Source organism: Actinocorallia sp. B10E7 (assembly GCF_039871655.1).
Taxonomy (GTDB): Bacteria; Actinomycetota; Actinomycetes; order Streptosporangiales; family Streptosporangiaceae; genus Actinocorallia.
Window position 1 is genome coordinate 183,850 of sequence record NZ_JBDPLZ010000011.1, and the last position, 23,487, is coordinate 207,336.

General features: G+C 71.4%; 22 protein-coding genes. 7 read left to right on the plus strand and 15 right to left on the minus strand.

Going from position 1 to position 23,487, the window contains the following annotated elements; all coding sequences use genetic code 11:
• Positions 1-15: 15 nt before the first annotated feature.
• From ABGB12_RS29865 to ABGB12_RS29875, 3 genes are all read right to left on the minus strand, one after another.
• Complete coding sequence (locus tag ABGB12_RS29865; protein WP_347682939.1) at positions 16-450, minus strand: OB-fold domain-containing protein; 435 nt, start codon at positions 448-450, stop codon at positions 16-18.
• Positions 451-455: 5 nt separating this feature from the next.
• Positions 456-1,643 carry an acetyl-CoA acetyltransferase gene (locus ABGB12_RS29870; protein WP_347682941.1) on the minus strand — a complete coding sequence of 396 codons (1,188 nt, stop codon included), beginning with the start codon at positions 1,641-1,643 and terminating at the stop codon, positions 456-458.
• Between the two features lie 341 nt (positions 1,644-1,984).
• On the minus strand, positions 1,985-2,707 hold the full coding sequence (locus tag ABGB12_RS29875) for a TetR family transcriptional regulator (protein WP_347682943.1): 723 nt from the start codon (positions 2,705-2,707) through the stop codon (positions 1,985-1,987).
• A 418-nt stretch (positions 2,708-3,125) separates the two neighbouring features.
• Here ABGB12_RS29875 and ABGB12_RS29880 point away from each other — a divergent pair, with 418 nt between their 5' ends.
• The 3 genes from ABGB12_RS29880 (at position 3,126) to ABGB12_RS29890 (ending at position 7,216) form a co-directional block, all read left to right on the plus strand.
• A complete protein-coding gene (locus ABGB12_RS29880; RefSeq protein WP_347682945.1) occupies positions 3,126-5,282 on the plus strand; it encodes an acyl-CoA dehydrogenase in 2,157 nt (718 codons plus the stop codon).
• Between the two features lie 106 nt (positions 5,283-5,388).
• Positions 5,389-5,688 (plus strand): hypothetical protein, encoded by a 300-nt coding sequence (locus ABGB12_RS29885; protein WP_347682947.1) that lies wholly within the window; start codon positions 5,389-5,391, stop codon positions 5,686-5,688.
• A gap of 16 nt (positions 5,689-5,704) precedes the next feature.
• Positions 5,705-7,216: a fatty acid--CoA ligase family protein gene (locus ABGB12_RS29890; RefSeq protein WP_347682949.1), complete on the plus strand. Its 1,512-nt coding sequence runs from the start codon at positions 5,705-5,707 to the stop codon at positions 7,214-7,216.
• Between the two features lie 141 nt (positions 7,217-7,357).
• Here the strand turns inward: ABGB12_RS29890 and ABGB12_RS29895 are convergent, their stop codons facing one another.
• The gene (locus ABGB12_RS29895; RefSeq protein ID WP_347682952.1) at positions 7,358-8,530 is read right to left on the minus strand and encodes a thiolase family protein; all 1,173 of its coding nucleotides are present in this window, start codon (positions 8,528-8,530) and stop codon (positions 7,358-7,360) included.
• An 86-nt stretch (positions 8,531-8,616) separates the two neighbouring features.
• Between ABGB12_RS29895 and ABGB12_RS29900 the strand changes: the two genes are divergently transcribed.
• Positions 8,617-9,378, plus strand: coding sequence for an SDR family NAD(P)-dependent oxidoreductase (locus ABGB12_RS29900; protein WP_347682954.1), 762 nt, complete (start codon positions 8,617-8,619; stop codon positions 9,376-9,378).
• Positions 9,379-9,401: 23 nt separating this feature from the next.
• Here ABGB12_RS29900 and ABGB12_RS29905 read toward each other — a convergent pair whose 3' ends face one another.
• The 11 genes from ABGB12_RS29905 to ABGB12_RS29955 all read right to left on the minus strand — a co-directional run bounded on the left by ABGB12_RS29905 (position 9,402) and on the right by ABGB12_RS29955 (position 18,571).
• A complete protein-coding gene (locus tag ABGB12_RS29905; RefSeq protein ID WP_347682956.1) occupies positions 9,402-10,220 on the minus strand; it encodes a crotonase/enoyl-CoA hydratase family protein in 819 nt (272 codons plus the stop codon).
• Between the two features lie 10 nt (positions 10,221-10,230).
• Complete coding sequence (locus tag ABGB12_RS29910; protein ID WP_347682958.1) at positions 10,231-10,728, minus strand: DoxX family protein; 498 nt, start codon at positions 10,726-10,728, stop codon at positions 10,231-10,233.
• Entirely contained in the window at positions 10,725-10,985 is a 261-nt protein-coding gene (locus ABGB12_RS29915) for a hypothetical protein (protein ID WP_347682960.1), read from the minus strand. The genes ABGB12_RS29910 and ABGB12_RS29915 overlap by 4 nt, the downstream gene beginning before the upstream one ends.
• A 76-nt stretch (positions 10,986-11,061) precedes the next feature.
• The gene (locus ABGB12_RS29920) at positions 11,062-12,195 is read right to left on the minus strand and encodes an amidohydrolase family protein (protein WP_347682962.1); all 1,134 of its coding nucleotides are present in this window, start codon (positions 12,193-12,195) and stop codon (positions 11,062-11,064) included.
• A 207-nt stretch (positions 12,196-12,402) separates the two neighbouring features.
• Positions 12,403-13,350, minus strand: a complete 948-nt coding sequence (locus ABGB12_RS29925; RefSeq protein ID WP_347682964.1) for an oxygenase MpaB family protein — start codon at positions 13,348-13,350, stop codon at positions 12,403-12,405.
• A gap of 92 nt (positions 13,351-13,442) precedes the next feature.
• Entirely contained in the window at positions 13,443-13,631 is a 189-nt protein-coding gene (locus ABGB12_RS29930; RefSeq protein WP_347682966.1) for a ferredoxin, read from the minus strand.
• 17 nt (positions 13,632-13,648) lie between these two features.
• Positions 13,649-13,852: a hypothetical protein gene (locus tag ABGB12_RS29935; RefSeq protein ID WP_347682968.1), complete on the minus strand. Its 204-nt coding sequence runs from the start codon at positions 13,850-13,852 to the stop codon at positions 13,649-13,651.
• Positions 13,849-14,994, minus strand: a complete 1,146-nt coding sequence (locus ABGB12_RS29940) for an amidohydrolase family protein (protein WP_347682970.1) — start codon at positions 14,992-14,994, stop codon at positions 13,849-13,851. The genes ABGB12_RS29935 and ABGB12_RS29940 overlap by 4 nt, the downstream gene beginning before the upstream one ends.
• A 15-nt stretch (positions 14,995-15,009) precedes the next feature.
• Entirely contained in the window at positions 15,010-15,870 is an 861-nt protein-coding gene (locus ABGB12_RS29945) for a mycofactocin-coupled SDR family oxidoreductase (protein WP_347682972.1), read from the minus strand.
• A gap of 38 nt (positions 15,871-15,908) precedes the next feature.
• Complete coding sequence (locus ABGB12_RS29950; RefSeq protein WP_347682974.1) at positions 15,909-17,381, minus strand: aldehyde dehydrogenase family protein; 1,473 nt, start codon at positions 17,379-17,381, stop codon at positions 15,909-15,911.
• Positions 17,381-18,571, minus strand: a complete 1,191-nt coding sequence (locus tag ABGB12_RS29955; protein ID WP_347682976.1) for a cytochrome P450 — start codon at positions 18,569-18,571, stop codon at positions 17,381-17,383. The genes ABGB12_RS29950 and ABGB12_RS29955 overlap by 1 nt, the downstream gene beginning before the upstream one ends.
• Positions 18,572-18,892: 321 nt before the next feature.
• On the opposite strand from ABGB12_RS29955, the gene ABGB12_RS29960 reads away from it, so the two are divergent.
• The 3 genes from ABGB12_RS29960 to ABGB12_RS29970 all read left to right on the plus strand — a co-directional run bounded on the left by ABGB12_RS29960 (position 18,893) and on the right by ABGB12_RS29970 (position 23,484).
• Positions 18,893-20,125, plus strand: a complete 1,233-nt coding sequence (locus tag ABGB12_RS29960) for a CoA transferase (protein WP_347682978.1) — start codon at positions 18,893-18,895, stop codon at positions 20,123-20,125.
• Positions 20,126-20,201: 76 nt separating this feature from the next.
• Positions 20,202-21,671, plus strand: coding sequence for an FCD domain-containing protein (locus ABGB12_RS29965; protein ID WP_347682980.1), 1,470 nt, complete (start codon positions 20,202-20,204; stop codon positions 21,669-21,671).
• Positions 21,672-21,828: 157 nt separating this feature from the next.
• Positions 21,829-23,484: an OB-fold domain-containing protein gene (locus tag ABGB12_RS29970; protein WP_347682982.1), complete on the plus strand. Its 1,656-nt coding sequence runs from the start codon at positions 21,829-21,831 to the stop codon at positions 23,482-23,484.
• Positions 23,485-23,487: the final 3 nt, after the last annotated feature.

Consider the following 23,487-nt stretch of genomic DNA (forward strand, 5'->3'; position numbering starts at 1 on the left):
AGATGGGGCGGGGCGTCAGCCGGCCGGCCGGAAACGGGGGATGGTGACCTCGGCGTCGACGTCGTCCCAGACGACCTCGACGCGGGAGCCGATGGCGATCCGCGCCGGATCGCACTCGACGATGTTCGCGATCATGCGGATGCCCGGCGCGCCGTCCGGCTCGATCACCGCGATCGTGTACGGCACCGTGCCGGCCAGCGACGGGACGACCCCGTGCCGGGCGACGGTGTAGGTGTAGACGGTGCCGGTGCCGGGCAGTTCGACGTGTTCGACGTCCTGGTGCCGGCACTCATGGCAGAACGGGCCGGGCGGGAAGCGGAACGTTCCGCATTCGGCGCAGCGCGGGGCGGTGAGCCGGTGCTCGCGGGCCGACAGCCAGAACGGCTCGGTCCACGAGTCGGGGTTGAGCTGGGCGAACTCGGCGGGCATCGCGCCCTGGGGCCGGGACATGGGGGTTACCTCCGGAGGATCAGCGCGCTGGTGGGCATGGAGGCGGGGCCGCCGGTGACGAGTGCGAACTCGGCGTCCTCGACCTGGTTGACGGCCTCGCCGCGGAGCTGCTCCACGGCCTCCTTCACGTGGGTCATGCCGATGATGTAGGCCTCGGACAGGTTGCCCCCGTGGGTGTTCACCGGGATGGAGCCGGTCTTGAAGCGGATGTTGCCGGCCTCGACGAACGGGCCTCCCTCGCCGATCTCGCAGAAGCCGTAGTCCTCCAGCTGCATCAGCACCATCGGGGTGAAGTGGTCGTAGAGCAGCGCGACGTCGATGTCGGCGGGCTTCACGCCGGCCCGTTCGTAGACCGCCCTGGCCACCGGGCGGTGGCCCGAGGAGACGAAGTACTCGTCCGGCATGCCCATCCAGCTGATCGCCTGCCCCCACCGGCCGTGCGCGCCGTGCGCCGAGGCGGTCACGTAGACCGGCGGCTTGCGCAGGTCGCGGGCGCGTTCGGCGGAGGTGGTGATGACCGCGACGGCGCCGTCGTTCTCCTGGGTGTAGTCGTACAGGCACAGCGGGTCGGAGATCATCCGGGCGTTGAAGTACTCGTCCAGGGTGAGCGGTTCGCGGAACCGGGCGGTGGGGCGGTTCACCGCGTTGGCCCGGGTGCTGATCGCGACCTCCGCGAACGCCTCGCGGCGCGTCCCGTACAGGTGCATGTGCCGCATGGCCAGCAGGGCGAACATCTGGCCGGGGGCGAACAGGCCGTGGGGCGCGACGAAGTCGGTCTGCGGGTCGGCGGGCCGCGAGTAGGCGCCGCCCCCCTTGGCGGCGAACGCCGCGCCGAAGCGGCTGTCCGGCACCTGCTGCAGCGCCATCAGGGACACCACGACCTCGGCCTGCCCGGAGGCGATGCCGGCCGCGGCCAGCCCGACGCTGCCGGCCGCGCCGCCGCCCCCGCCGGTCAGCGTGGCGGTGAAGGTGATCTCCGGGATGCCGAGCGTCTGGGCGATCAGCGCGGAGTCGAAACCACCGGAGTAATAGGCGAATCCATCGATTTCGTCCACTGACAGACCGGCGTCCTCGCAGGCGGCCAGGATCGCCTTGCAGGCGAGTTCGATCTTGCTCTGCGGGAGCGACTCGCCGCGTCGGTAGTACGGCGTCGCGCCGATGCCGACGATGGCCGTGCTGTCCTTGATCGACATTTCGGGAGGGGTTTCCAATCGGTGCTCAGCCCGGACCGGCCGCGATCGCGCGGGGGTCCGGCATCCCGTCCATGTGACGGGGCTAACAAAGGAGTACACCGAAGGACGGTTGTTGTACAAGGTACAAAAGAAGATTTTTTTTACGCAGTACGACGGATGTCGGAGAGTGCTCGGAGATCGGCGACGGCCGGGAACGCCGCACGGCACGGCCGACGAGATGGCTCGAACCGGTCGTCAAAGGGCACAGGAAAGGACGAAACGCCCAGGTCGGGGTCGGTCGTCAGTGGATCAGGACAGGCGGGCGCGCCGTCATCCCGGCGCGCGGACACCGCCCGCGGGCGTCACTCCGCCGCGGGGTCCTGCGGACGGTTCCGTCGCCGCGCGTCGCCGCCGTCCTCCTGCTGGGCGAGCATCATGCGCAGGCCGTCCAGGATGTGCTGCATCGCGAAGGCCCGATGGTCGTAGCGCAGGAGCTGCGGCCACAGGTCCTCGATCTCGCGCAGCGCCGGCCACTTGTCGCGGTCGGCCTCCGGCCTGGTGCCCATCTCCCCGGGCAGCCGCCGTTCCATCGCCGCGCGGCCGAGGCCCTGGGCGTAGATGATGCTGAACGCGATGACCGCGTTGCGCTTGGAGAAGCCGCCGTCCAGCAGGATCTGGAAGTACCCGTCCATGATCCGCCAGCCGTGCTCGGTGAGGGCCCGCTCGTACAGCAGCGGCTCGACGCCGGGGTGCCGCGACAGGATGTCGGTGGTCCGGATGTACAGCTCGTAGAGCCGGTCGTCCCAGGGCCCGTAGTCGATGCCGGGGATCTCCACCTCGGCCAGGACGGCGTCGACCACCAGCTCGATCAGGGCCTGCTTGTTGGGCACGTGGTAGTAGGCGGCCATCGTGGAGCAGCCGAGCTCCTCGGCCAGCCCCCGCATGGTCAGGGCCTCGAACCCCTTGGTGGCGCCGATCCGCAGGGCCGCCTCGATGATGTTCTCGACCGTCAGGAGGCGTCCGCCGCTCTCTGCGTCCGTTTCCGGGCTTCGGCCGGCCTTTCGGCGGCCGCGGGGCGGGGCCATCTCACCTTCCCGAGGTCGGTCGGAACTGATGCGCGCTCGCGGCCCCTCGGCCGACGGCGGCACCGCTGACTATACTTCATACAAGCCATTGGATCATCATGAGCCCCCGCCCCGGCGGCACGGGCCCGCCGGTGGACGCAGGCGCCTTCAGCACATCGCGCCCTCAAGGCGGACACGGCCGCCCACTCCGGTCATCGACTCCGGCGCCCGGCGTCGCGGTGCGCACCAGCCTCTGAGCAGCGGATTCTCCTGCCGGTCCTGGAGATCTTCCCCGCCCTCCCGATCGGGACCGCTCCGCCATCCTCCTTTCCCGCCCTCGGCGTGCAGCGCCTCTGGTGAAGTACGCTCAAGTGTCTTACGGTGTACAAAACCTTTTCGAGCGTGCCCGGACGGGGCACCCGGGCGGAGTGGAGTGGCGATGGCCCTGGCGATCACGGATGAGCATCGCGAACTGGCCGAGGTGGCCCGCGCGTTCCTGGCGGACGGCGGCGGACGCGCGGCGGCACGGCGGTCGCTGGACGACGGAGGGCCGACACTGCCGCCGTTCTGGAAGCAGCTGTGCGACCTCGGCTGGCTGGGGCTGCACCTGCCCGAGGAGTACGGAGGCCAGGGCTACGGCGTCCCCGAGCTCGCCATCGTGGCCGAGGAGCTGGGCCGGGTGCTGGCGCCCGGCCCCTTCCTGCCCACCGCGGTGGCTTCCGGGACGCTGGCCGCCGCCGGCCGGGAGGAATCCCGCCGCACCCTGCTCCCCCGGCTGGCCGACGGCTCGCTGACCGCCGCCGTGGCGCTCACCGGAACGACGGACAGGGCCGCCGACGGCACCGTGAGCGGGCACGTCGGGCAACTCGTCGGCGAGGTGTCCGACGGTGCGCTCCTCCTCCTGCCGGTGGGCGAGGACCTCGTGCTGGTCGACTCCGGCGCGCCGGGCGTGCGGATCACCCCGCTGGACGGCCTGGACGCCACCCGCACGGTCAGCTCCGTGCGCCTGGAAGGCGTCGCCGTCAGCGATGAGCGGGTGCTGCCGGGGGCCCGTGCGGCGGCGGTGGCGCTGGCCCGCACCCTCGCCGCGGCCGAGGCCTCGGGAATCGCGCACGCCTGCGTGGAGATGGCCACCGAGTACGCCAAGATACGCGTCCAGTTCGGACGTACGATCGGCACCTTCCAGGCGGTCAAACACCACTGCGCCGACATGCTCGTCGCCGCCGAGGCCGCCACCGCCGCCGCCTGGGACGCCGCCCGCGCCTTCGGCTCGGCGGAGCGGTCGGCGTTCGCCTCGGCGGTGGCCGTGCCGATGGCGCTGGACGCCGCCGTCCGCAACGCCCAGCAGAACATCCAGCTGCACGGCGGCATCGGCTTCACCTGGGAACACGACGCCCACCTGTACCTGCGGCGCGCGCTCGCGTCGGCCACGCTGTTCGGGCAGGTCACGGACGCGCGGAGGGAGATCTTCCAGCTGGCCCGGACGGGCGGCGAGCACGGTCACGGACTCGACCTGCCGCCGGAGGCCGAGGTGTACCGCGCCGAGGCCCGCGCCTTCTCCGAACGCCACGCCGCGCTGCCGGAGGACGAGCGGCGCGCCGCGCTGGTCGACTCCGGCTACCTGATGCCGCACTGGCCGAAGCCGTGGGGCCGCGCCGCCGACGCGGTGGAGCAGCTGGTGATCGAGGAGGAGCTGGCCGGTATCGACCTGCCGGATCTGGGCATCGGCGCCTGGGTGACCCTGACCCTGGCCCAGAGCGGCGACCCCGGGCAGCTCGAGCGCTGGATCCGGCCGAGCCTGCTCGGCGAGCTGCGCTGGTGCCAGCTGTTCAGCGAGCCGGGCGCGGGATCGGACGCGGCGGCGGTGCAGACCCGGGGCGTCCGGGTGGAGGGGGGCTGGCGGGTCACCGGCCAGAAGGTGTGGACCAGCGGGGCCCAGCACTGCAACCGCGGCCTGGCCACCGTGCGGACGAACCCGGACGCGCCCAAGCACCGCGGCATCACCATGATGGTGGTCGACCTGGACGCCCCGGGCGTCGAGGTGCGCCCGCTCCGGGAGATCACCGGTGACGCGGCGTTCAACGAGGTGTTCTTCGACGACGTGTTCGTCCCGGACGCCGACGTTGTGGGCGAGGTCGACCGGGGCTGGACGGTGGCCAGGGCCACGCTGGGCAACGAGCGGGTGAGCCTCGGCAAGAGCATCCGGACCGGGCTGGCCGCCGCGGACCTGCCCGAGCTGGTCGCACGGCACGTCCCCGGCGACGCCGCGATCGAACGGGACGTCGCCGACCTGATCGCCGAGGAGCAGGCCCTGGGCCTGCTGAACCTTCGCCAGGCGGCGCGCGCGGTGGCGGGCGGCGCCCCCGGCCCGGAGGCCAACGTCACCAAGCTGGTGTCGGCCGAGCACGTGCAGCGGGTGACCGAACTGGCCATGCGCGCCGCCGGAGCCGCCGCCGTCACCGGACGCGAACCCCGGATCGCTTACGAATACCTCCTCGACCGGTGCATGACCATCGCCGGCGGCACCTCCGAGATCGGCCGCAACGTCATCGCGGAGCGGCTGCTGGGACTGCCCAGGGACCCGCTGGCCGGGTGATCGACCGGCTTCGCTCCCTATCCCAGTACCCAGTGACTGTTTCCGAAGTTCTCCCCGCGATGGCCGATGGCCGGGCGGGGCCGCAAGAAAGGGAAGAGGAATGTCGATGGTGAAGGCAGGCGTGCGCCTGCGCAGCCAGGTGGGCGGCACCGAGGTGATCGTGGTGCGGGCCCCTGCCGAGGAGATCACGGTGAGCTGCTGCGGGGTGCCGATGGCAGGCGGCACCGAGCCGGTGTCCGAGGCGCCGGCCGCGCTGACCGGAGAGCCCGTTCTGCTCGGCAAGCGGTACAGCGACGCGGCCGGCCGGATCGAACTGCTGTGCCTGAAGCCGGGCGACGGCCCGCTGACGGTGGACGGCGAAGTGCTCTCGGTCCAGGCCGCGAAGCTGCTGCCCGCTTCTGACTGAACGAACGGATCACCATATGAACACCCTGATGCTGCTGGAGATGACCGCGGCGGGGTTCGGCGAGCGCGTCGCGCTCGGCCCACTCGATCGCGGCATGACCTACGAGGCGCTGCAGGCCGCGGCGCTCTCAGGGGGCGCCCGGCTGCGCGCCGGAGGACGGCGCACGGTCGTCTACATCGGTGAGAACGGCCCTGCGTTCCCGGTGGCGCTGTTCGCCGCCGCGGCGGCGAACGTGCCCTTCCTTCCGCTGAACTACCGGCTGACGCCCGAGCAGGTCGCGGACGTCGCCGCGCGGCAGGACCGGCCGCTGGTCATCGCCGGCGCGCACCTCGACGTCCTGGCGGCCCGGTGCGAGGAGGTCCTCACGCCGGACGAGTGGATCGCGCAGTGCACCGGGCCCGGAGCGTCCCCGGCCGACCAGGCGGCCCCGGCCGCCCCGGACACCGACGACATCGCCGTGCTCCTTCAGACCAGCGGCACCACGTCGGCTCCGAAGAGCGCCGTGCTGCGTCACCGGCATCTGACCGCGTACACCTTCGGAACGGTGGAGTTCGGCTCGGCGGACGAGCACGACGCGACACTCGTCAGCGTCCCGCCGTACCACATCGCAGCGGTCGCGAACCTACTCACCAACCTGTACGCGGGCCGCCGCATCGTCTATCTGGAGCAGTTCACCGCGACCGGGTGGCTCGATCTGGTCCGGACCGAGCGCATCACGCACGCCATGGTGGTGCCCACGATGCTGGCCCGCATCGTGGACGAACTGGAGCGCACCGGTGAAGCCGCCCCGCCATCGCTTCGCGCCGTGTCGTACGGCGGTTCGAAGATGCCCAGGCAGGTGGTCGAACGAGCGCTCCGTGCCTTCCCCGAGACCGACTTCACCAACGCCTACGGGCTCACCGAGACGTCCTCGTCCATCGCCGTGCTGGGTCCGCAGGAACACCGCGCGGCGCTGGCGGCCACCGAGCCGGGAGAGCGCGCCCGGCTGGGCTCGGCCGGGCTGCCGCTGCCGGACGTCGCCGTGGAGATCCGCGACGACAAGGGCCTGCCCTGCCCGGCGGGCGTGACCGGGGACATCTGGGTGCGCGGGCCGCAGGTGGCCGGCGAGTACCTCGAATCGGGCACCACGCTGGACGGCGGCGGCTGGTTCTCCACCCGCGACCGAGGCCATCTCGACGAGGACGGATACCTGTTCGTCGAGGGGCGCTCCGACGACACCATCATCCGCGGCGGGGAGAACATCGCCCCCGCGGAGATCGAGAGCGTGCTGCTCGACCATCCGGCCGTGGCAGAAGTCGCGGTCGCCGGAGTCGAGGACGTCGAGTGGGGCCAGCGGATCGCCGCCTTCGTGGTCAGGCGCCCGGGCCCGCCGGTGGACGCGGCGGACGTCCAGGCGTGGGTCCGCGCCCGGCTGCGCGGTTCGAAGACCCCGGACCTCGTGATGTTCCTCGACGAACTACCGCAGACCGACACCGGGAAGGTGCTGCGCCGGGTCCTGGTGGAAAGGGCGCGGGCCGCCTCCGCCTGACGGCGGACCCGGCCCGAGAAGACGGAAGGTCCGCGGGTCCGGTACCGGACCCGCGGACCCTCACTCATCGGAGACGGCAGGAAGGAGGTGACGATCGTGCCCGTCGGAACGCAGCACGGCGCCCCGAAGGACGACCGGCCGTCACGCGACCTCGATGAGGACCGCGCCGCCCTGGCCGGCTCCCGCGCACATCGCGGCGACGCCGAGCCCTCCGCCGCGGCGGCGCAGCTCGTGGACCAGGGTGGTGAGCATCCTGGCCCCGGAGGCCGCCACCGGGTGGCCGAGGCTGCAGCCGCTGCCGAAGACGTTGACCTTCTCCTCCGCCAGGCCCAGGAGCTTGCAGGCCGCGACCGGCACCGAGGCGAACGCCTCGTTGATCTCCCACAGCGCGATGTCCTCGACCCGGCGGCCCGCCCGCTCCAGCAGCCTCGGGACGACCTCGACCGCGCCCATGCCGGTACGGGAGGGCTGGACGCCGACGGCCGCCCAGGCCCGGACGGTCGCGAGCGCCTCGAGCCCCTCCCCCGCGGCGAGGCCGCCGTCGGCCAGCGCCAGAGCCGACGCCCCGTCGTTGACCCCGCTGGCGTTGCCCGCGGTGATCGAGAAGCCCTCGATCTCCGGGTGCAGCGGCTTCAGCGCCGCCAGCTTCTCCAGCGTGGAACCGCGCCTGGGGTGCTCGTCCACGGCGAACTCCACCACGCTCCCGTCGGGCCGTGCCACCTTGATCGGGGTGATCTCGTCGGTGAACACGCCGGCGTCGATCGCGGCGATGGCGCGCTGGTGCGAGCGGAGCGCCCAGGCGTCCATCTCCCCGCGGGAGATACCGACCTCCTGAGCGACGTTCCAGCCGACCGACAGCGTCACGTCATCGGTGGCGTCCTCGGTGTAGGGGAAGGTCGGCAGTCCGCCCTCCTGGAACTCCTCCGCCGTGCCGGGCGTGCGCCACAGCAGCTTGGGCGAGGTCGAGGTGGCCTGGACGCCGCCGGCGACGACCGCCCGGTCCATGCCCGCCCGGATGGACGCGGCGGCGTTCCCCACCGCGGTCAGGCCGCCCGCGCAGTGGCGGTTCACCGCCTGGCCCGGCACTCCGACCATGCCCGCGGCCACCGCGGCGTGGCGGGCCAGGTCGCCTCCGCCGTAGAGCGACTCGGCCAGGATCACGTCGTCGAACCTGTCCGCGGCCAGGCCGGAGCGGCGCACGGCCTCGCGGACCACGTGGACGGCCAGGTCCTCGGCCCTGGTCTCGCTGAGCGTGCCCTTGCGGGCGGTTCCGACGGCGGTCCGGACGGCGCTGATGATGACGGCTTCACGCACGATGTGCCTCACAGATTTTTTGGCTGATGGAAAAAACCCGAAGTCGTCGCCGGATGTCCGGCGGACTTCTCACTTCAGGAGGAAATATGGAACTCTCCAACGGCTCCGCCCTGGTCACCGGCGGTGCGGGCGGCTTCGGCGCGGCGACCGTCCGACGGCTGGTCGCCGCGGGCGCCAAGGTCGTCATCGCCGACATGTCCCAGGAGAAGGGCGAGGCCCTCGCCGACGAACTGGGGGACGCCGTCCGGTTCGTCAAGACGGACGTCACGAACGAGCGGTCGGTGCTCGACGCCCTGGCCGCGGCGCAGGAGCTCGGCCCGCTGCGCGTCGCGGTCGCCGTGCACGGCGGCCCCGTCGCGGGCGCGCGGATCGTCAACAGGAGCGGGGAGGCCTACCCGGTCGACGCCTTCCGCCGCACCGTGGAGGTCTTCCTGACCGGGACGTTCATCGTCCTCAGCCGGGCCGCGCAGGCCATGGCCGGCAACGAGCCGCTCGACTCGGGCCAGCGCGGCGTGGTCATCACCACCGCCAGCATCGCCGGCTTCGAAGGCCAGGTCGGGCAGAGCGACTATTCGGCGGCCAAGGGCGGCGTCATCGGCATGAACCTCACCGCGGCCCGCGACCTGGCCCCGCTCGGCGTCCGGGTCATGTGCATCGCCCCCGGCACCTTCTTCACCCCCGCGTACGGGATGGAGGAGGCCGAGGCCCAGGCCAAGTGGGGTCCGGGCGTCCCGAACCCCAAGCGCATGGGCCACGCCGACGAATACGCGCGCCTCGCCGTCCACATCGCCGAGAACGACTACCTGAACGGCGAGGTCATCCGCATCGACGGAGCGCAGCGCTTTTAGCGCGGCCGGGCCGGGAGCGGCGGTCAACGGCCCTGCCAGACGGGGTCGCGCTTCTCGGCGAAGGCGAGGGGGCCCTCCGCCGCGTCCTGGGAGGCCAGGACGGCGGCGGTCTCCTTCGCCGTCAGCTCCCACGGGGCGGCCTCGGCGGGACGTCCGCCGTCGCGCAGGCCCAGGGCTATGCGCTTGCTGGCCTGGACGGACAGGGGCGCGTTGGCGGCGATCGTCTCGGCGAGGGCGACGGCCTCCTCGAGCACCCGGTCGGCGGGGACCACCCGGTTGACCAGGCCGAGTTCCAGCGCGCGGGCCGCCGTGACGGGCTCGCCGGTCAGCAGCAGCTCGAGACCGACGCGCGGCGGCACCTGCCGCACCAGGCGGAAGGCCCCGCCCGCCGCGGCCACCAGGCCGCGGCGCACCTCCGGCAGCCCGAACACCGCGGTCTCCGCCGCGACGGCCAGGTCGCTGGCGAGCACGATCTCCGTGCCACCGCCCAGGGCGGAGCCGTTGACCGCCGCGATCGTCGGCTTGCTGATCGGGTGGCCGACGAAACCGGCCAGGCCCCAGGCCTCACGGCCTTCGGGGATGATGCGCTCGCCGCGGGCGAGGGCCTTGAGGTCCGCGCCGGCGCAGAAGGCCCGGTCGCCCGCCCCGGTCAGCACCAGGACGCGGACCTCCCGGTCCTGCTCCGCCTCCGCCAGGGCGTCGCCGACACCCAGGCAGACCGCCTCGTTGACGGCGTTGCGCGCCTCCGGCCGGTTGATCGTCACGATCATGACGTGGCCCTGGCGTTCGACCAGGACTTCCTGCTGGTCCATGTTCTCCTCCAGGGAGATCGCAATGTTCACGGTGAATCGTTCAGCCGCGGTTCGGGCGCCAGGCGAACCCGAGTGTCAGCGCGGCCCCCAGCACTCCGGGGACGGTCGACAGCGCGAAACCCGTCCAGCCGGACAGGTCGAGCCCGAGCGCCGCGTCCGCCGAGATCCCGCCCGGCCCGGCGATCCCCACCGCCGCCGACACGATCGCGATCACCGCGACGTACTCGTAGCCCTCGCGGAAGATGAAGAACCCGTGGGGCAGGTGCACGGTCACGAACGCCACGCACATCACGCCGATCGCGGCCGCGCAGGCCAGCGGGGTGAGCAGCCCGAGGATGAGCCCGGCCCCCGCCGCGACCTCCGTGACGACGCTCGCCCAGGCGTGCACCACGCCGGGACGCAGCCCCAGGCCCTCGAACCAGTCGGCGGTCCCGGCGATGCGGCCGCCGCCGAGCGCGTGGTTCCAGGCGTGCGCCAGCAGCACGACGCCCAGGCACACCCGGATCAGCAGGAGCGCGGCGTCGGTCGAGCCGGTCATGCCGGGGTCCCGCCGTCCAGCGGGCGCAGCACGACGTTGGCGCGTCCCTCTCGGGGGACGTCCTCGGCGTGCCAGCGGGAGCCGTCGGAGGCGGTGACGATCAGCCGGCCCGCTCGGGCGGGGTCCCAGGACGCCTCGCGCAGGTAGATCGGCGGCGACATGAAGTAGCTGCCGGCCACGACGGGCTCGCCGTCCCGCACCAGCACCTCGAACGTCGGGGTGCCGAGAGCTTCTTCCTCTTCTTCCAGGAACTGCATGAGATGTCCTTCCTCGAGTCTCCGTGTCGAACCGGTGGTCGGCCGGGCGCCTCCGGGAGCGCCCGGCCGGACCGGATCAGTACTCGTCGGCGGGCGGGGCGCCGACCTCGGGGAACAGGTCGTTGAAGGCGCCCACCGTGATGCGCTTGCGCACCGCCTCGGGAACGTCTTCGAACAGTTCGTGCAGCGTCTTCTGCGTGTGGCCGTACGTGCCCTCCAGGTGGGGGTAGTCGCTCCCCCACATCACGTTCTGCCAGCCCATGTGCTGCATGGCGGCGATCGCGGTCACGTCGTGCTGGAAGGAGGCGTACACCTGCTCGTAGATGAACTCCATCGGCGGCTTCGACAGCTGCGGCCGCACGTAGATGCCGTGCTGGCGGTACCCCTCGTTCATCCGGTCGCCCAGGAACGGGCCCCAGGCGGCGCCGCCTTCCGACACCAGGACCCGCAGGCCCGGGTGCCGGTCCAGGGCCCCGGACGCGACCATCTGCATGGTCGCGATCTGGCCGCCGAACGTGGTCTGGGTGTAGTTGAGCACCGCGCCGCCGGGCCCTCGGAACTTGACGCCCACCTGCTGGTCGGCCTCGACCGGCTCGGTGCCGATGTGGAAGGACAACACCATGTTGTTGGCCTCCAGGGCCGTCCACAGCGGGTCCCAGTGGTCGATGTAGTTGAAGGGCTTCTGTCCGGCCGGCGGGGCGGTCGGCACGAAGACCGCGCGGAAGCCCAGGTCGGCGCAGCGCTCGACCTCGGCCACCGCGTCGTCGATGTCCAGCAGCGAGACCGACGCGGTGGCCACCAGCCGCGGCGAGGCCTTCATGATGTGCTCGTGCGCCCAGTCGTTCAGGCAGCGGACGCCGGCCTTCATCAGGTCCGCGCTCTTGATCGAGCTCGCCCAGATGCCGAGGGACGGGTAGGTGACCTCGGCCCAGATGCCCTCCTCGTCGAGGTCCTTGAGACGGAGCACCGGGTCGTTGGCGCCGGGCGCGCGTTCGACGACGACGTCGATGATCGCCTTGCTGTCCGCGTTCGGACTCGGCATGTCCCGGCGGAACTCCTGGCCGTCGACGGTGACGACTTCGTAGCCGTCGAACTTCTGGGACTTGGGCATCCGGTCGGCCAGCGCCTTCGGCAGGCGCTCGTCGAACAGGTCCGGGGGCTCCATGAAGTGGGAGTCGCCGGAGTTCGCCCAGATCTTCTTGGGGATCATGCATGCCTCCTGAACGGATTTATACGGCGTACAAACTGTTTTTACAGTGTACGAACCTGTATCGCCGGAGGTCAATGCCCAGCGCGCGGGCGGTGCCTTCCAAGGTGGGATCGAACCGGGGTACAGCCGGAAACGCCGCGGCCCGACCGCCTTCTACGAGGCGGTCGGGCCGTTGATGATCGGGCACCGGTCACATCCCGGTGCCGGTCAGGAGGCAGCCTTGATGCGCTCGCGCGCCTCCTTCACGTACCACGGGGTGCCGATGGCCTTCTGCACGCCGTTGACGACCGCGTAGTTCAGCTTCCTGCCGATCGCGCGCTGCCGCGGGGTGGACTTCGCGCCGAGGACCTCGCGGGCCCACCACGGCATCGCGTCCTCCAGCGCCCAGCGCATCGGCGCGCGGCCGGGCTTGTCGAACTCCGAGAACGCGAAGTCGAGTGCCCACTTGCCGTCCTCGTTGATGCACATCCGCGGCCGCATCTGCCGGTAGTACTCCTCGATCTCCTCCATCGTCCGCGGCAGGTCGGTGGCGCCGATCGCCTCGTGGATGCGGGCCATCCCGGCCACCACCTCGTCGAGCTTCTTCGGCGGCAGCGGCCTGGGGTGGTACAGCTGGTGGCCGCGGACGTAGCCCCAGGTGAGGCCGGCGTGCGCCCAGCGGAGGTTCTCCGCGCTGTTGGCGGCGTACGGCGTGCCGTCCGGCATCGTGCCCTGGACCGTCTCGTGGTACCGGTGCACGTTCCGGCAGATCTTCTCGGCGACCTCGGTCGGGCCGAAGACGGTGGCCCAGTAGAACGACGCCGAGCGGCCGCCGCGGCGCTTGCGGTCGTTGAAGAAGTCGCTGTGGTCGAGGCCGCCGTACACCATGTCGGGCTTGACGCCCTCGCACATCAGCCCGACGAAGCCGCCGGCGATCGCGGAGAAGTGCGAGTGGACGTACCACATGGCGCTGTCGGGAGAGAACCAGCCGGGGTCGCCGGCCGGCCGGTCGAAGCGCACGCCGGGCAGCATGGCGGACTCGTACATCAGGTGGTCGAGCTTGTCCTGGACCCAGCCGTGCCGGCGGATCGGGTCGACGGGACGCTGCGTGCGGGTCTGCGGAGGGCGGCGCCCGTCGGCCGGCATCGTCTGAGGGGGTTCCTGGGTCACGTCCATCGTTTACATCCCAACTTGGTCGTCCTGGTTGCCTTCGTTGATTTCTGAGCTGGAAAGGCCGGTCCTCCGCGGCGAGAGGGGCGGGCGGCTGATCACACGATGGTGATCGCGCGTTCCGGGCAGGCGCGGGCGCCGGCGAGGGCCGCTTCCTCCATCCCCTCGGGCACCTCGATCTCGTTCACGGCCACGTATCCGAGGTCGTCGAGCTCGAACAGCTCCGGAGCCCGGTCGTTGCAGCGCGCGTGGCCGCAGCACTTGCCCTGATCCACCACGAGTTTCATGAGATCTCCAGTCGCGTTCAGCGCGCGGACGGTCCCCGCGTCCACGTCTCCAGGACGTCCAGCCGCTGCTCCAAGGCGGCCCTCGCCTCGGGCCGCGACTCGGCGTCGAGCCGCGCCCGGACGTCCGTGATCTCGGCGCGGACCCGTTCGGCCGCCTCCTCACGGGTGAGCAGGTCCAGGTCGGTCCAGTCGGAGCGCTCCGACTCCGGGCGCGTGCTCATGCGGGGAAGTCGTAGAGCCGGCGGGTGTTCAGCTCGACGATCTTGTGGACCTCCTCGTCGGGCACGCCGGCCAGCCGCTCGGCGGCGACGGCGCGGCTCTTGGGCCAGTAGGAGTCGGAGTGCGGGTAGTCGCACTCCCAAGTGATGTTGTCGACGCCGATCGCGTGCCGGGCCTCGATGCCGAAGGAGTCGTCGATGAAGCAGCCGTGGATGTGCCTGCGGAACAAGTCGGAGGGCAGCACGTCCTGGTTGACGTTCTGGTAGAAGCGGTGCCGCTTCCAGGTGGTGTCGATGCGCTCGAGCAGGTAGGGCACCCAGCCGATGCCGCCCTCGGACAGGCCGACCTTGAGCTTGGGGTGCCTGTGGAAGACCGGGGAGAACAGCAGGTCCGCGGTGGCGTACATCGAGTTGCAGCCGAACAGCGCGATCATCACCGCGAACGGGGCGTCGGGCGCCGTGACCGGCGCGTATCCCGAGGTGCCGAAGTGCATGCTCAGCGGCATGCCGGTCTCCTCGGCCGCGGAGAAGACCGGGTCCCAATGGTCGGTGTGGAACGAGGGAAGCCCCAGGGGGACGGGGTTCTCGGGGAACGCGATCGCCTTGGCCCCCTTGGCCGCGGTGCGGTGGATCTCCGCCACGCACAGCCCCACGTCCCACAGCGGCAGGATGGCCAGGGGGATGAGCCGGTCCGGCGCGGCGGCGCACCACTCGTCGAGGACGTAGTCGTTCCACGCCTTGACGCACAGGTGGGCCAGCTCGCGGTCCTCGCCCTCGAGGAAGAGGGTGCCGGCGAAGCGGGGGAAGGACGGGAAGCACAGCGCGCCCCAGACGCCGTCGAGGTCCATGTCGGCCAGCCGGGCGCGGGGGTCGTAGCAGCCGGGGATCATCTCGTCGTAGCGGGTCGGTTCGAGGCCGAACTCCTCGGGCCGCTTGCCCGCCACGGCGTTGAGGCCGATGGTCGGGTAGATCCGGTCCTCGTACTTCCAGACCTCGGCGGGCGCCCCGCCGCTCGGCCGGTCCTGCTCGACGATGACCGGGCCGACGTCGCGGTACTTCGACGGCAGGCGGTCCGACCACACCCGCGGATGCTCGATGAGGTGGTCGTCGGTGGACAGCATCTTCATCCACGGCTGCAACGGCATTGTCGTTCTCCTCCGTCAGAAGGCCGGCTGCTGGGGGCGGTTCTTGACGTAGCTGCCGGCGTCGACCCGCATCTGCATGCCGGTCACGTACCGGGACTCGTCGGAGACCAGGAACAGCACCATGTCCGCGACGTCCTCGGGCTCGACGAACCCGACCGGCATCGCCTGCATCGCGGGGAACGCCAGTAGCGCGTCCTCGCGGGTCGGCTGCTCCAGGTCCGGGCGGAACACCCGGTACATGACGTCGCTGTTGAGCATGTCGGTGTTGCAGTTGGAGGGGTGCACCGCGTTCACCCGGATCCGGCGCGGGGCCAGGGCCACGGCCAGGTCGTGGACGAACGAGGCGACGGCGCGCTTGGCCCAGGCGTAGCCCATGCCCCCGAAGCCGTTGGCCGGGTTGTCGGTGCTTCCGAGCAGCAGCCCGGCGACGGAACCGGTCGCGACGATCGAGGCGCCGTCCGGCAGGTGGGGTATCGCGGCCTGGACCGCGTTCACCACGCCGTTGAAGTCGACGGACACGGCGTCCAGGAACGCCTGCGCGTCCTGGCTGCCCAGCGGGCAGATACCGGCGTTCGCGACGACCGCGTCCAACCCGCCGAGCTCGGCCGCACCCCGGGAGACGGCGTCCACGAGCGCCGCGGGCTCGCGGACGTCGGCCTGCGCCGCGAACATGCGGCGGCCCAGTTTCTCCACCTGGCGGACCGTCTCGTCCAGGTCCTCGCGCGTGGCGAGCGAATAGCCGTTGGTGGCGATGTCAGCGCACAGGTCGACGCCGATGATGTCGGCGCCCTCCTGCGCGAGGCGCAGCGCGTGGGCCCTGCCCTGGCCGCGTGCGACGCCGGTGATGAACACTGTCTTGCCCTGGACCCGGCTCATTTCTCTTCCCTTCCTCACGGCCGGGCGGTGCGGACGGCTCAGCCGCCCGCGACGCCCCAGCTGATGCTCTTGGTCTGCAGGTACTCGTCGAGTCCGTGCTCGCCCCACTCGCGGCCGAGGCCGCTCTGCTTGTAGCCGCCGAAGGCGATGTGCGGGCTGACGCCGCCGCCACCGCCGTTGACCGAGACGAAGCCGGCCCGGATCCGCTTGGCGATCTCGTAGGCGCGGACCGGATCCGCCGACCACACCGAACCGGCCAGCCCGTAGGGGCTGTCGTTGGCGATGCGCACCGCGTCCTCGTCGTCGTCGAACGGGATGACCACGCCGACGGGGCCGAAGAACTCGGTCCGCGCGATCGTCATGGCGTTGTCGACCCCGGTGAACAGCGTCGGCTCCACGAAGTAGCCCCGCTCCAGGCCCGCGGGGCGGCCGCCGCCGAAGGCGAGGTGCGCGCCCTCCTCCTCCCCGGTCCGGATCAGCTTCTCGACCTTGCCGCGCTGCGCCTCGCTGATCAGCGGGCCCATCGCGGTGTCCGGCTCGGCCGGATCTCCGACCTTGACGTACCGCAGCGCGGTGACGATCTTCTCGACGAGCTCGTCGTGCCGGGAGCGGTGCACCAGCGTCCGGGTGAACAGCGCGCACCCCTGCCCGGCCTGGACGACGATGCCGGCCAGGATCTCCGGGAGCACCTTGTCGAGGTCGGCGTCCTCGCACACGACGCTGGCGGACTTGCCGCCCAGCTCCAGCACGACCTTCTTCATCGTGGGCGCGGCCTGCCCGTAGACCATCCGGCCGACGGTGTCGGAGCCGGTGAAGCTCACCAGGTCCACCATCGGGTTGGTGGTCAGCTCCAGGCCCGCCTCGACGTCGCCGGTGACGACGTTGAGCACTCCCGCCGGCAGCCCCGCCTCCTCGGCGATCTCCCCCAGGACCAGCACCTCGAGCGGGGTGGTCGGCGCGGGCTTCAGCACGGTCGTGCACCCGGCGGCCAGCGCGGGCGCCAGCTTCATGACGCTGAGGAAGAACGGGAAGTTGTAGGCGGGGATGAGCGCGGCGACGCCGAACGGCTCGCGCCGCAGCACCCCCTGGCCGATGCCCTGGCCGACGGTCGGCGGCATCGGCGCCTCCCAGTCGAAGGCGGGCATGACGCGCTCGGCCATGTCCCGGAATTGCCGGATCGGGATGCCCACCTGGATGGACTCGGCCAGCGGGCGGGTGGAGCCGGCCTCGGCCATGTTCAGCTCGATGAGCTCGGGCAGCCGCCGCTCCATCACCGCGGCCATCGCGAGCATGACCTCCGCGCGCTCCCGGACGGACATCCGGGGCCAGGGGCCTTCGTCGAACGCGCGCCGCGCGGCCTCGATCGCCCGCACCACGTCGTCGCGGGTCGCCTGCGGCACCCGGCCGACGACCTGTTCGGTCGCCGGGTTGACGACCTCGATCCGCTCGTCGCCGGTGCCCTCGGTCCAGGCCCCGTCGATGTACAGCCGGTGGGTCGATTCGGTGCTCATCACACGTCCCATCGCAGTCGCAGCGCGTCGAGCCCCCACACGCCGCCGCCGTGCTCCGTCGGCGTCTCGACCAGTTCGTAGTCGGGGATGAGCCGGTGCCATTCCGCCAGCAGGACCGCCATCTCCTGGCGGGCCAGGTGGGAGCCCAGGCAGCGGTGCGGCCCGGCGCCGAAGGACAGGTGGCGGACGTCCTCTCGGTCCAGGTCGACGCGGCGGGCGTCGGGGAAGGCCGATGCGTCGCGTCCGGCCGCGGACAGCGGGAAGGCGGCCATGTCCCCGGCCTTGATCGGGCAGCCGTGGAAGTCGACGTCCCTGGTGGCCTTGCGGGCGGTCTGCACGATCGGGTAGACGCGCAGCAGTTCCTCGACCGCGTGCGGGATCAGCTCCGGCGAGTCCGTGACGCGCTTGCGGTCGCCGGGGTGCGTGGCCAGGTGCAGGAAGGCGTAGGAGGTCTGGCTGGTGACGGTGTCCAGGCCCGCCATGAACAGCAGCAGCATGCAGTTCAGCAGGTCGGCGTCGGAGACCGGTTCACCGTCGATCTCCCAGTTCAGGGCCGTGTTGACGATGTCGGTCGCCGCTTCGTCCGGGTCGGCCCTGCGCTCGGCGATCAGCCCGGCGAAGTAGCCCATCACGAGCTGCATGCCTTCCATCCGGACGTCGTTGTCGCTGCTGTGGAGGATCTTCTCCTCCCACTCCATGAACTCCTCGAACTTGCCGACCGGCATGCCCATGATCTGCAGGAAGATCGTGGCCGGGAAGATCCGCGCGACGTCGCGTACGAAGTCGCACTCGCCCTTCGGCCTGACCGCCTCGATGATCTCGGCGGCCAGCCGGCGCTGCTCGTCGAGCATCGCCTTGGTCCGCTTCGGGGTGAAGTAGCCGCCGAGCAGCTGCCGCCAGCGGGTGTGCTCGGGCGGGTCGAGCATCACCGGGATCCACTGGAACGGCGGGTCGGGCTCGGTCGGCGTGATGACCTGGCTCGACCACAGGTCGGGCTGCTGGAGCCCGTCCAGGATCACGTCGTGGTCGGTGAAGACCCAGTAGCCGGGGGTGTCCCTGGTCCACAGCACGGGGCGTGCGCGGTCCTGGTATCCGTCCATGCGTTCGAACGACGTCAACGCCGGCACCGGCGGACCGAAGGTCCGGTAGTCCTCGATCGGGCACGCCGCGGGGGTGGGGTCTCCGGCCATATCGGCTCCTCAGAGGGCGCATGTGATCTGACGCACTGGAGCATAAGTCTCTTCACCGGATTTGGGTAGCCTCAATTTAAAGAAGACCACCACCCTCACCCCTCCCTCTCCGGACGTCACCCTTCCAGCGAAGACACCTTCCCTGCCCGCTTCATCCCCTACTTACTCAGCAAAATAGGCGATCTTCCCCATCCGATCAGAGACCTTCCGCCATCTTCCCGAAGATTCGAGCGGTTGCTATGCTCCCGCCGTAGCGGCAACAGAGTGCACACAATAACGTTCTGTAGGCGCTTCATCGCTTCGAGGAGAGGGCGGTACGGAATGCATCGACCCATGGACGGCGTGCGGATCCTGGAAGTAGCCCAGTTCACCTTCGTGCCGTCCGCGGGCGCGGTACTGGCCGACTGGGGGGCCGACGTCGTCAAGATCGAGCACGCCGAGCACGGCGACGCCCAGCGCGGCCTGGTCCGGCTGCTCGGCCTGGACGTGCGCAGCAAGGGCACCTCGTTCTTCCCGATCATGGAGGGGCCCAACCGGGGCAAGCGCAGCGTCGGCCTCGCCCTGGAGAACCCGTCGGCGCGCAAGGTGCTGGAGGAGCTCGTCCGCGACAGCGACGTGTTCCTGACGAACTTCCTCCCCGGCGCGCGGGCCAGGCTGCGCATCGAACTCGAGGACATCCGCGCGATCAACCCCGACATCATCTACGTCCGCGGCAGCGGGTTCGGCGCGCGCGGCGAGGAGGCCGACAAGGGCGGCTACGACAGCACGGCGTTCTGGGCCCGGGGCGGCAGCGCCGCCGGGGTGACCCCGCCGGGCTCGGACACCATGATGCGCATGCCCGCCGGCGCCTACGGCGACTCGATCGGCGGCATGACGATCGCCGGAGGGATCGCCGCGGCGCTGTACTCGCGGCAGGCCACCGGCCGGCCGTCGGTCGTCGACGTGTCGCTGATCGGCGTCGGCGCCTGGGCGACCCAGTTCTCGGTCAATCTCGCGCTCATGGCCGGCGGGCCGCTGCCGCAGGTCGAGCAGCCCAGGCACGGGTCGGCGACCAACCCGCTGATCGGCGCCTACCGCACCGCCGACGGGCGCTGGCTGGAGCTGGCGATGCTGCAGCCCGGACGGTACTGGCCGGAACTGTGCTCCGTCATCGGCCGCGAGGACCTGATCACCGACGAGCGCTTCGACGGCGTCGAGAAGATCATGGAGAACGCCGCCGAGGCGGCCGAGATCCTCGCCGGAGTCATCGAGCAGCGCACCTACGCCGAGTGGATCGAGCTTCTGGAGGACGTGCAGGGCCAGTGGGCCGCGGTGCAGGACGCCTGGGAGGTCGGTCAGGACCCGGCGCTGCGCGCCAACGGGCTCATCGCCCCCGTGGTCGACGCCGACGGCCGTCAACGCGAACTCGTCGCCAACCCCGTCCAGTTCGACGAGACCCCTCCCGCACTGCGGCGCGCGCCCCAGTTCGCCGAGCACACCGACGAGGTGCTGCGCGAGCTGGGTTGGAGCGACGACGAACTGATCCAGCTCAAGATCGACGGCGCGATCACCTGACCCGCGACCGGGCCGGGTGCGGCGCCTCCCGCACTAGACTCGGCGCCAGATGTCGGGGGCCGGAGGTGAGCCGCTGTTGGCGAGGACTGATGCCCGGCTCACGGACGTCCGCGACGGCGGCCCCGTCCCCGGCGGCCGGGGCGGGTCGGTGGGCAAGCTCGCCTCGCAGGTGGCCCGGCGGATCGAGGCCGAGGTGATCAGGCGGGGCTGGCCGGTCGGCGAGATCCTGGACTCCGAGCCCGTGCTCCGCGAGCGCTACGGGGTGAGCCAGACCGTGCTGCGCGAGGCGGCCCGGCTGCTGGAGCACCACCAGGTCGCCAGGATGCGCCGCGGCCGGGGCGGCGGGCTCGTCATCTGCGCGCCCGACGCCGGGCCGGCGGTCAGGGCCGTCGTCGTCTACATCGAGTACGTCGGCGCGGCTCCGGGCGACGTGCTCCACGCCCGCCGCCTCATCGAGCCGCTCGTCGGCAGGCTGGCCACCGAGCGGATCGACGAGAACGGCATCGCGGCGCTGCGCGGCACCCTCGCCGCGGAGCTCTCCGCGCGCGAGCACGGTGACTGGGCGGACGGCCTCTTCCACGCCGTGCTGAGCGAGATGACCGGGAATCCGGTGCTCCAGCTCTTCACCGACGTGCTGGAGCAGCTGACCTACCGGCACGCGGGCGTGTTCGGGCACATCTCCAGGGACGAGCTGATCCGCTTCAGGATGGTCTCCCACCACCGGCACGCCGAGATCATGGACGCCGCGGTCGCCGGCGACACGTCGCGGGCCGAGGTCGGGCTCATCGAGCACCTGGACGAGGTGGTCGAGTGGCTCGGCATCGGAACCGACCGGGAACGGCCGGACCCGGTCGTGCCCGCCGCCGCGGCGGTGAACCTGGGCACGGGCACCACGCTCGCCGAGGCGCTCGCGGCGCGGATCTACCAGGACATCGTCGATCGTGGCATGCGGCCCGGCGCGGTCCTCGGCTCGGAGGCCGAGCTGATGGACCGCTACGAGACGAGCCGCGCCGTGCTGCGCGCGGCCGTCCGGCTGTTGGAGCACCATTCGGTGGCCATGGCCCGGCGGGGGCCGGGGGGCGGCCTGGTCGTCACCCCCCAGGCGCCGCAGGCGGCCATCGACGCGAGCGCGCTGTACCTGGCGTTTCGCGGCGTCACCGCCGAGGACCTGGACCTCGTCCGCGAGGCGATCGAGATCGGAACGGTCGCCCGCGTGACGGCCCGGAGCGGTGAACCGGACATCGCACGCCGGCTCGAGACGCTCGCGGACCGGCCGCCTCGGGAGCCGGGAGACGAGGGCGACCCCGCCGACGGCCGCGGCTTCCACGCCGAACTCGCCGAGCTGGCCGGCAATCCGGTGCTGAGCCTGTTCCTGCGGATCATCACCGACCTGTCCCGTCGGATCCGTACCGCCCATGGCGGATCCGTGCCGACCGGCGCCTGCCTCGACGGCTTCGACCGCGCGCACGGGGAGATCCTCGGCGCGATCCGCGACGGCGACGCGAGCCTGGCCCAGCACCGGATGCGGCGGCACCTGTCCTCCTGACCCGGTATCCGGGTACGGAGCGACCGGCGAGCCCTTTTGAGGCTACTTATTACGCTCAATATCCACAATGCCGCACCACGATCTCTTGATGCCGCAGGATTGTGTGCACTATATTCGGCCTCGGTCACCAGCGACCTTCGAACGAAGGGGCCTCGACATGGATCGACCGACAGGCAGGCCGCTACCGCAGCCGACACTGGCCAGCGCCGATTTCTGGGCGGCCGGCGGTGATGGCGAACTGCGTATCGCACGCTGCGGGGACTGTTCCACCTACACGCATCCGCCGCTGCCGCGCTGCCGTTCCTGCCGTGGCGCGAACATGGCGATGACACCGGTCTCCGGCCGGGCGACGGTGGCCGGGTTCACGATCAACTTCCAGCAGTGGCTGCCGGACCTCCCCCCGCCGTACATCGTCGCGATCGTCGTGATCGACGAGGACGACGGGGTCCGGCTGACCACGAACATCGTCAACTGCGACCCCGCCGACGTGCGCGTCGGGATGCAAGTACGCGTGGTCTTCGAGAAGGCGGGAGATGTCCACCTGCCGCTCTTCGAGCCGGACCCGGAGCACACGGGCGTCACCGGCCCCCTCCCCGAACCCCGCGACCACCGGGCGGCGCTGCGGCCGATGGCCCGCCGGGAGAAGTTCGAGGACAAGGTCGCCCTGACCGGGGTCGGGCAGTCGGCGGTCGGCCGCCGCCTGATGGTCGACCCGCTGTCGCTCACCGCCGACGCCTGCCTGCGGGCGCTCGAGGACGCGGGCCTGTCCGTCGACGAGGTCGACGGCCTGGCCACCTACCCCGGCAACGCCCCCGCGGGCATGTCGGAGGGCGGGGTCATGGCGCTGGCCGAGGCCCTGCAGCTCAAACCCACCTGGGTCGCAGGGGGCGCCGACACCCCGGGTCAGATCGGGTCCATCATGTCGGCGATGCTGGCGGTCGCCTCCGGCCTGTGCCGCCACGTGCTGTGCTTCCGGACGGTGTGGGAGTCCTCGCACACCGCCCTGGTGCGCTCTGGCCGCTGGCACGTCGGCGACGAGCGGGCCACCGGGATGATGGAATGGCGCCTGCCCTTCGGCGCGATGTCGGCTGCCAACTGGATCGCCTGCCAGGCCTCCCATTACTTCCACCGGTACGGCGGCGACCGCGAGACGCTCGGCTGGATCGCGCTCAACGCCCGCGCCAACGCGGCGCGCAACCCCGAGGCCGTCTACCGGGATCCGATGACCATGGACGACTACCTGCGGGCCCGCATGGTCTCCACCCCCTTCGGGCTCTACGACTGCGACGTGCCCGTCGACGGCGCCGTCGCCGTCGTCGTGTCGGCCGCCGAGACCGCCGGGGACCTGCGCAAGCCGCCGGTGCTGGTCGAAGCGGTCGGCACCCAGATCACGGAACGGCTGTCCTGGGACCAGGACACCCTCACCCACCTGCCGCAGTCCCTCGGCCCGTCGGCGCACCTGTGGAGCAGGACGTCGCTGCGCCCCGAGGACGTCGATGTGGCCGAACTCTACGACGGGTTCACCTTCAACGCCCTGTCGTGGCTGGAGGCCCTCGGCTTCTGCGAGTTCGGAGGCGCCCGCGACTTCATCGACGAGGGCCGCGGCATCGCCCTCGACGGACCACTCCCCCTCAACACCCACGGCGGCCAGCTGTCGGCCGGACGGCTGCACGGTTACGGATTCGTCCGGGAGGCCGTCCTGCAGCTGAGAGGCGAGGCCGAAGGCCGCCAGGTCCCCGGCGCCCGGGTCGCCGTCGTGACCGCCGGCGGAGGCGTCCCCTCGGGCGCGATGCTGCTGCGCTCGGACCGCTGAGTT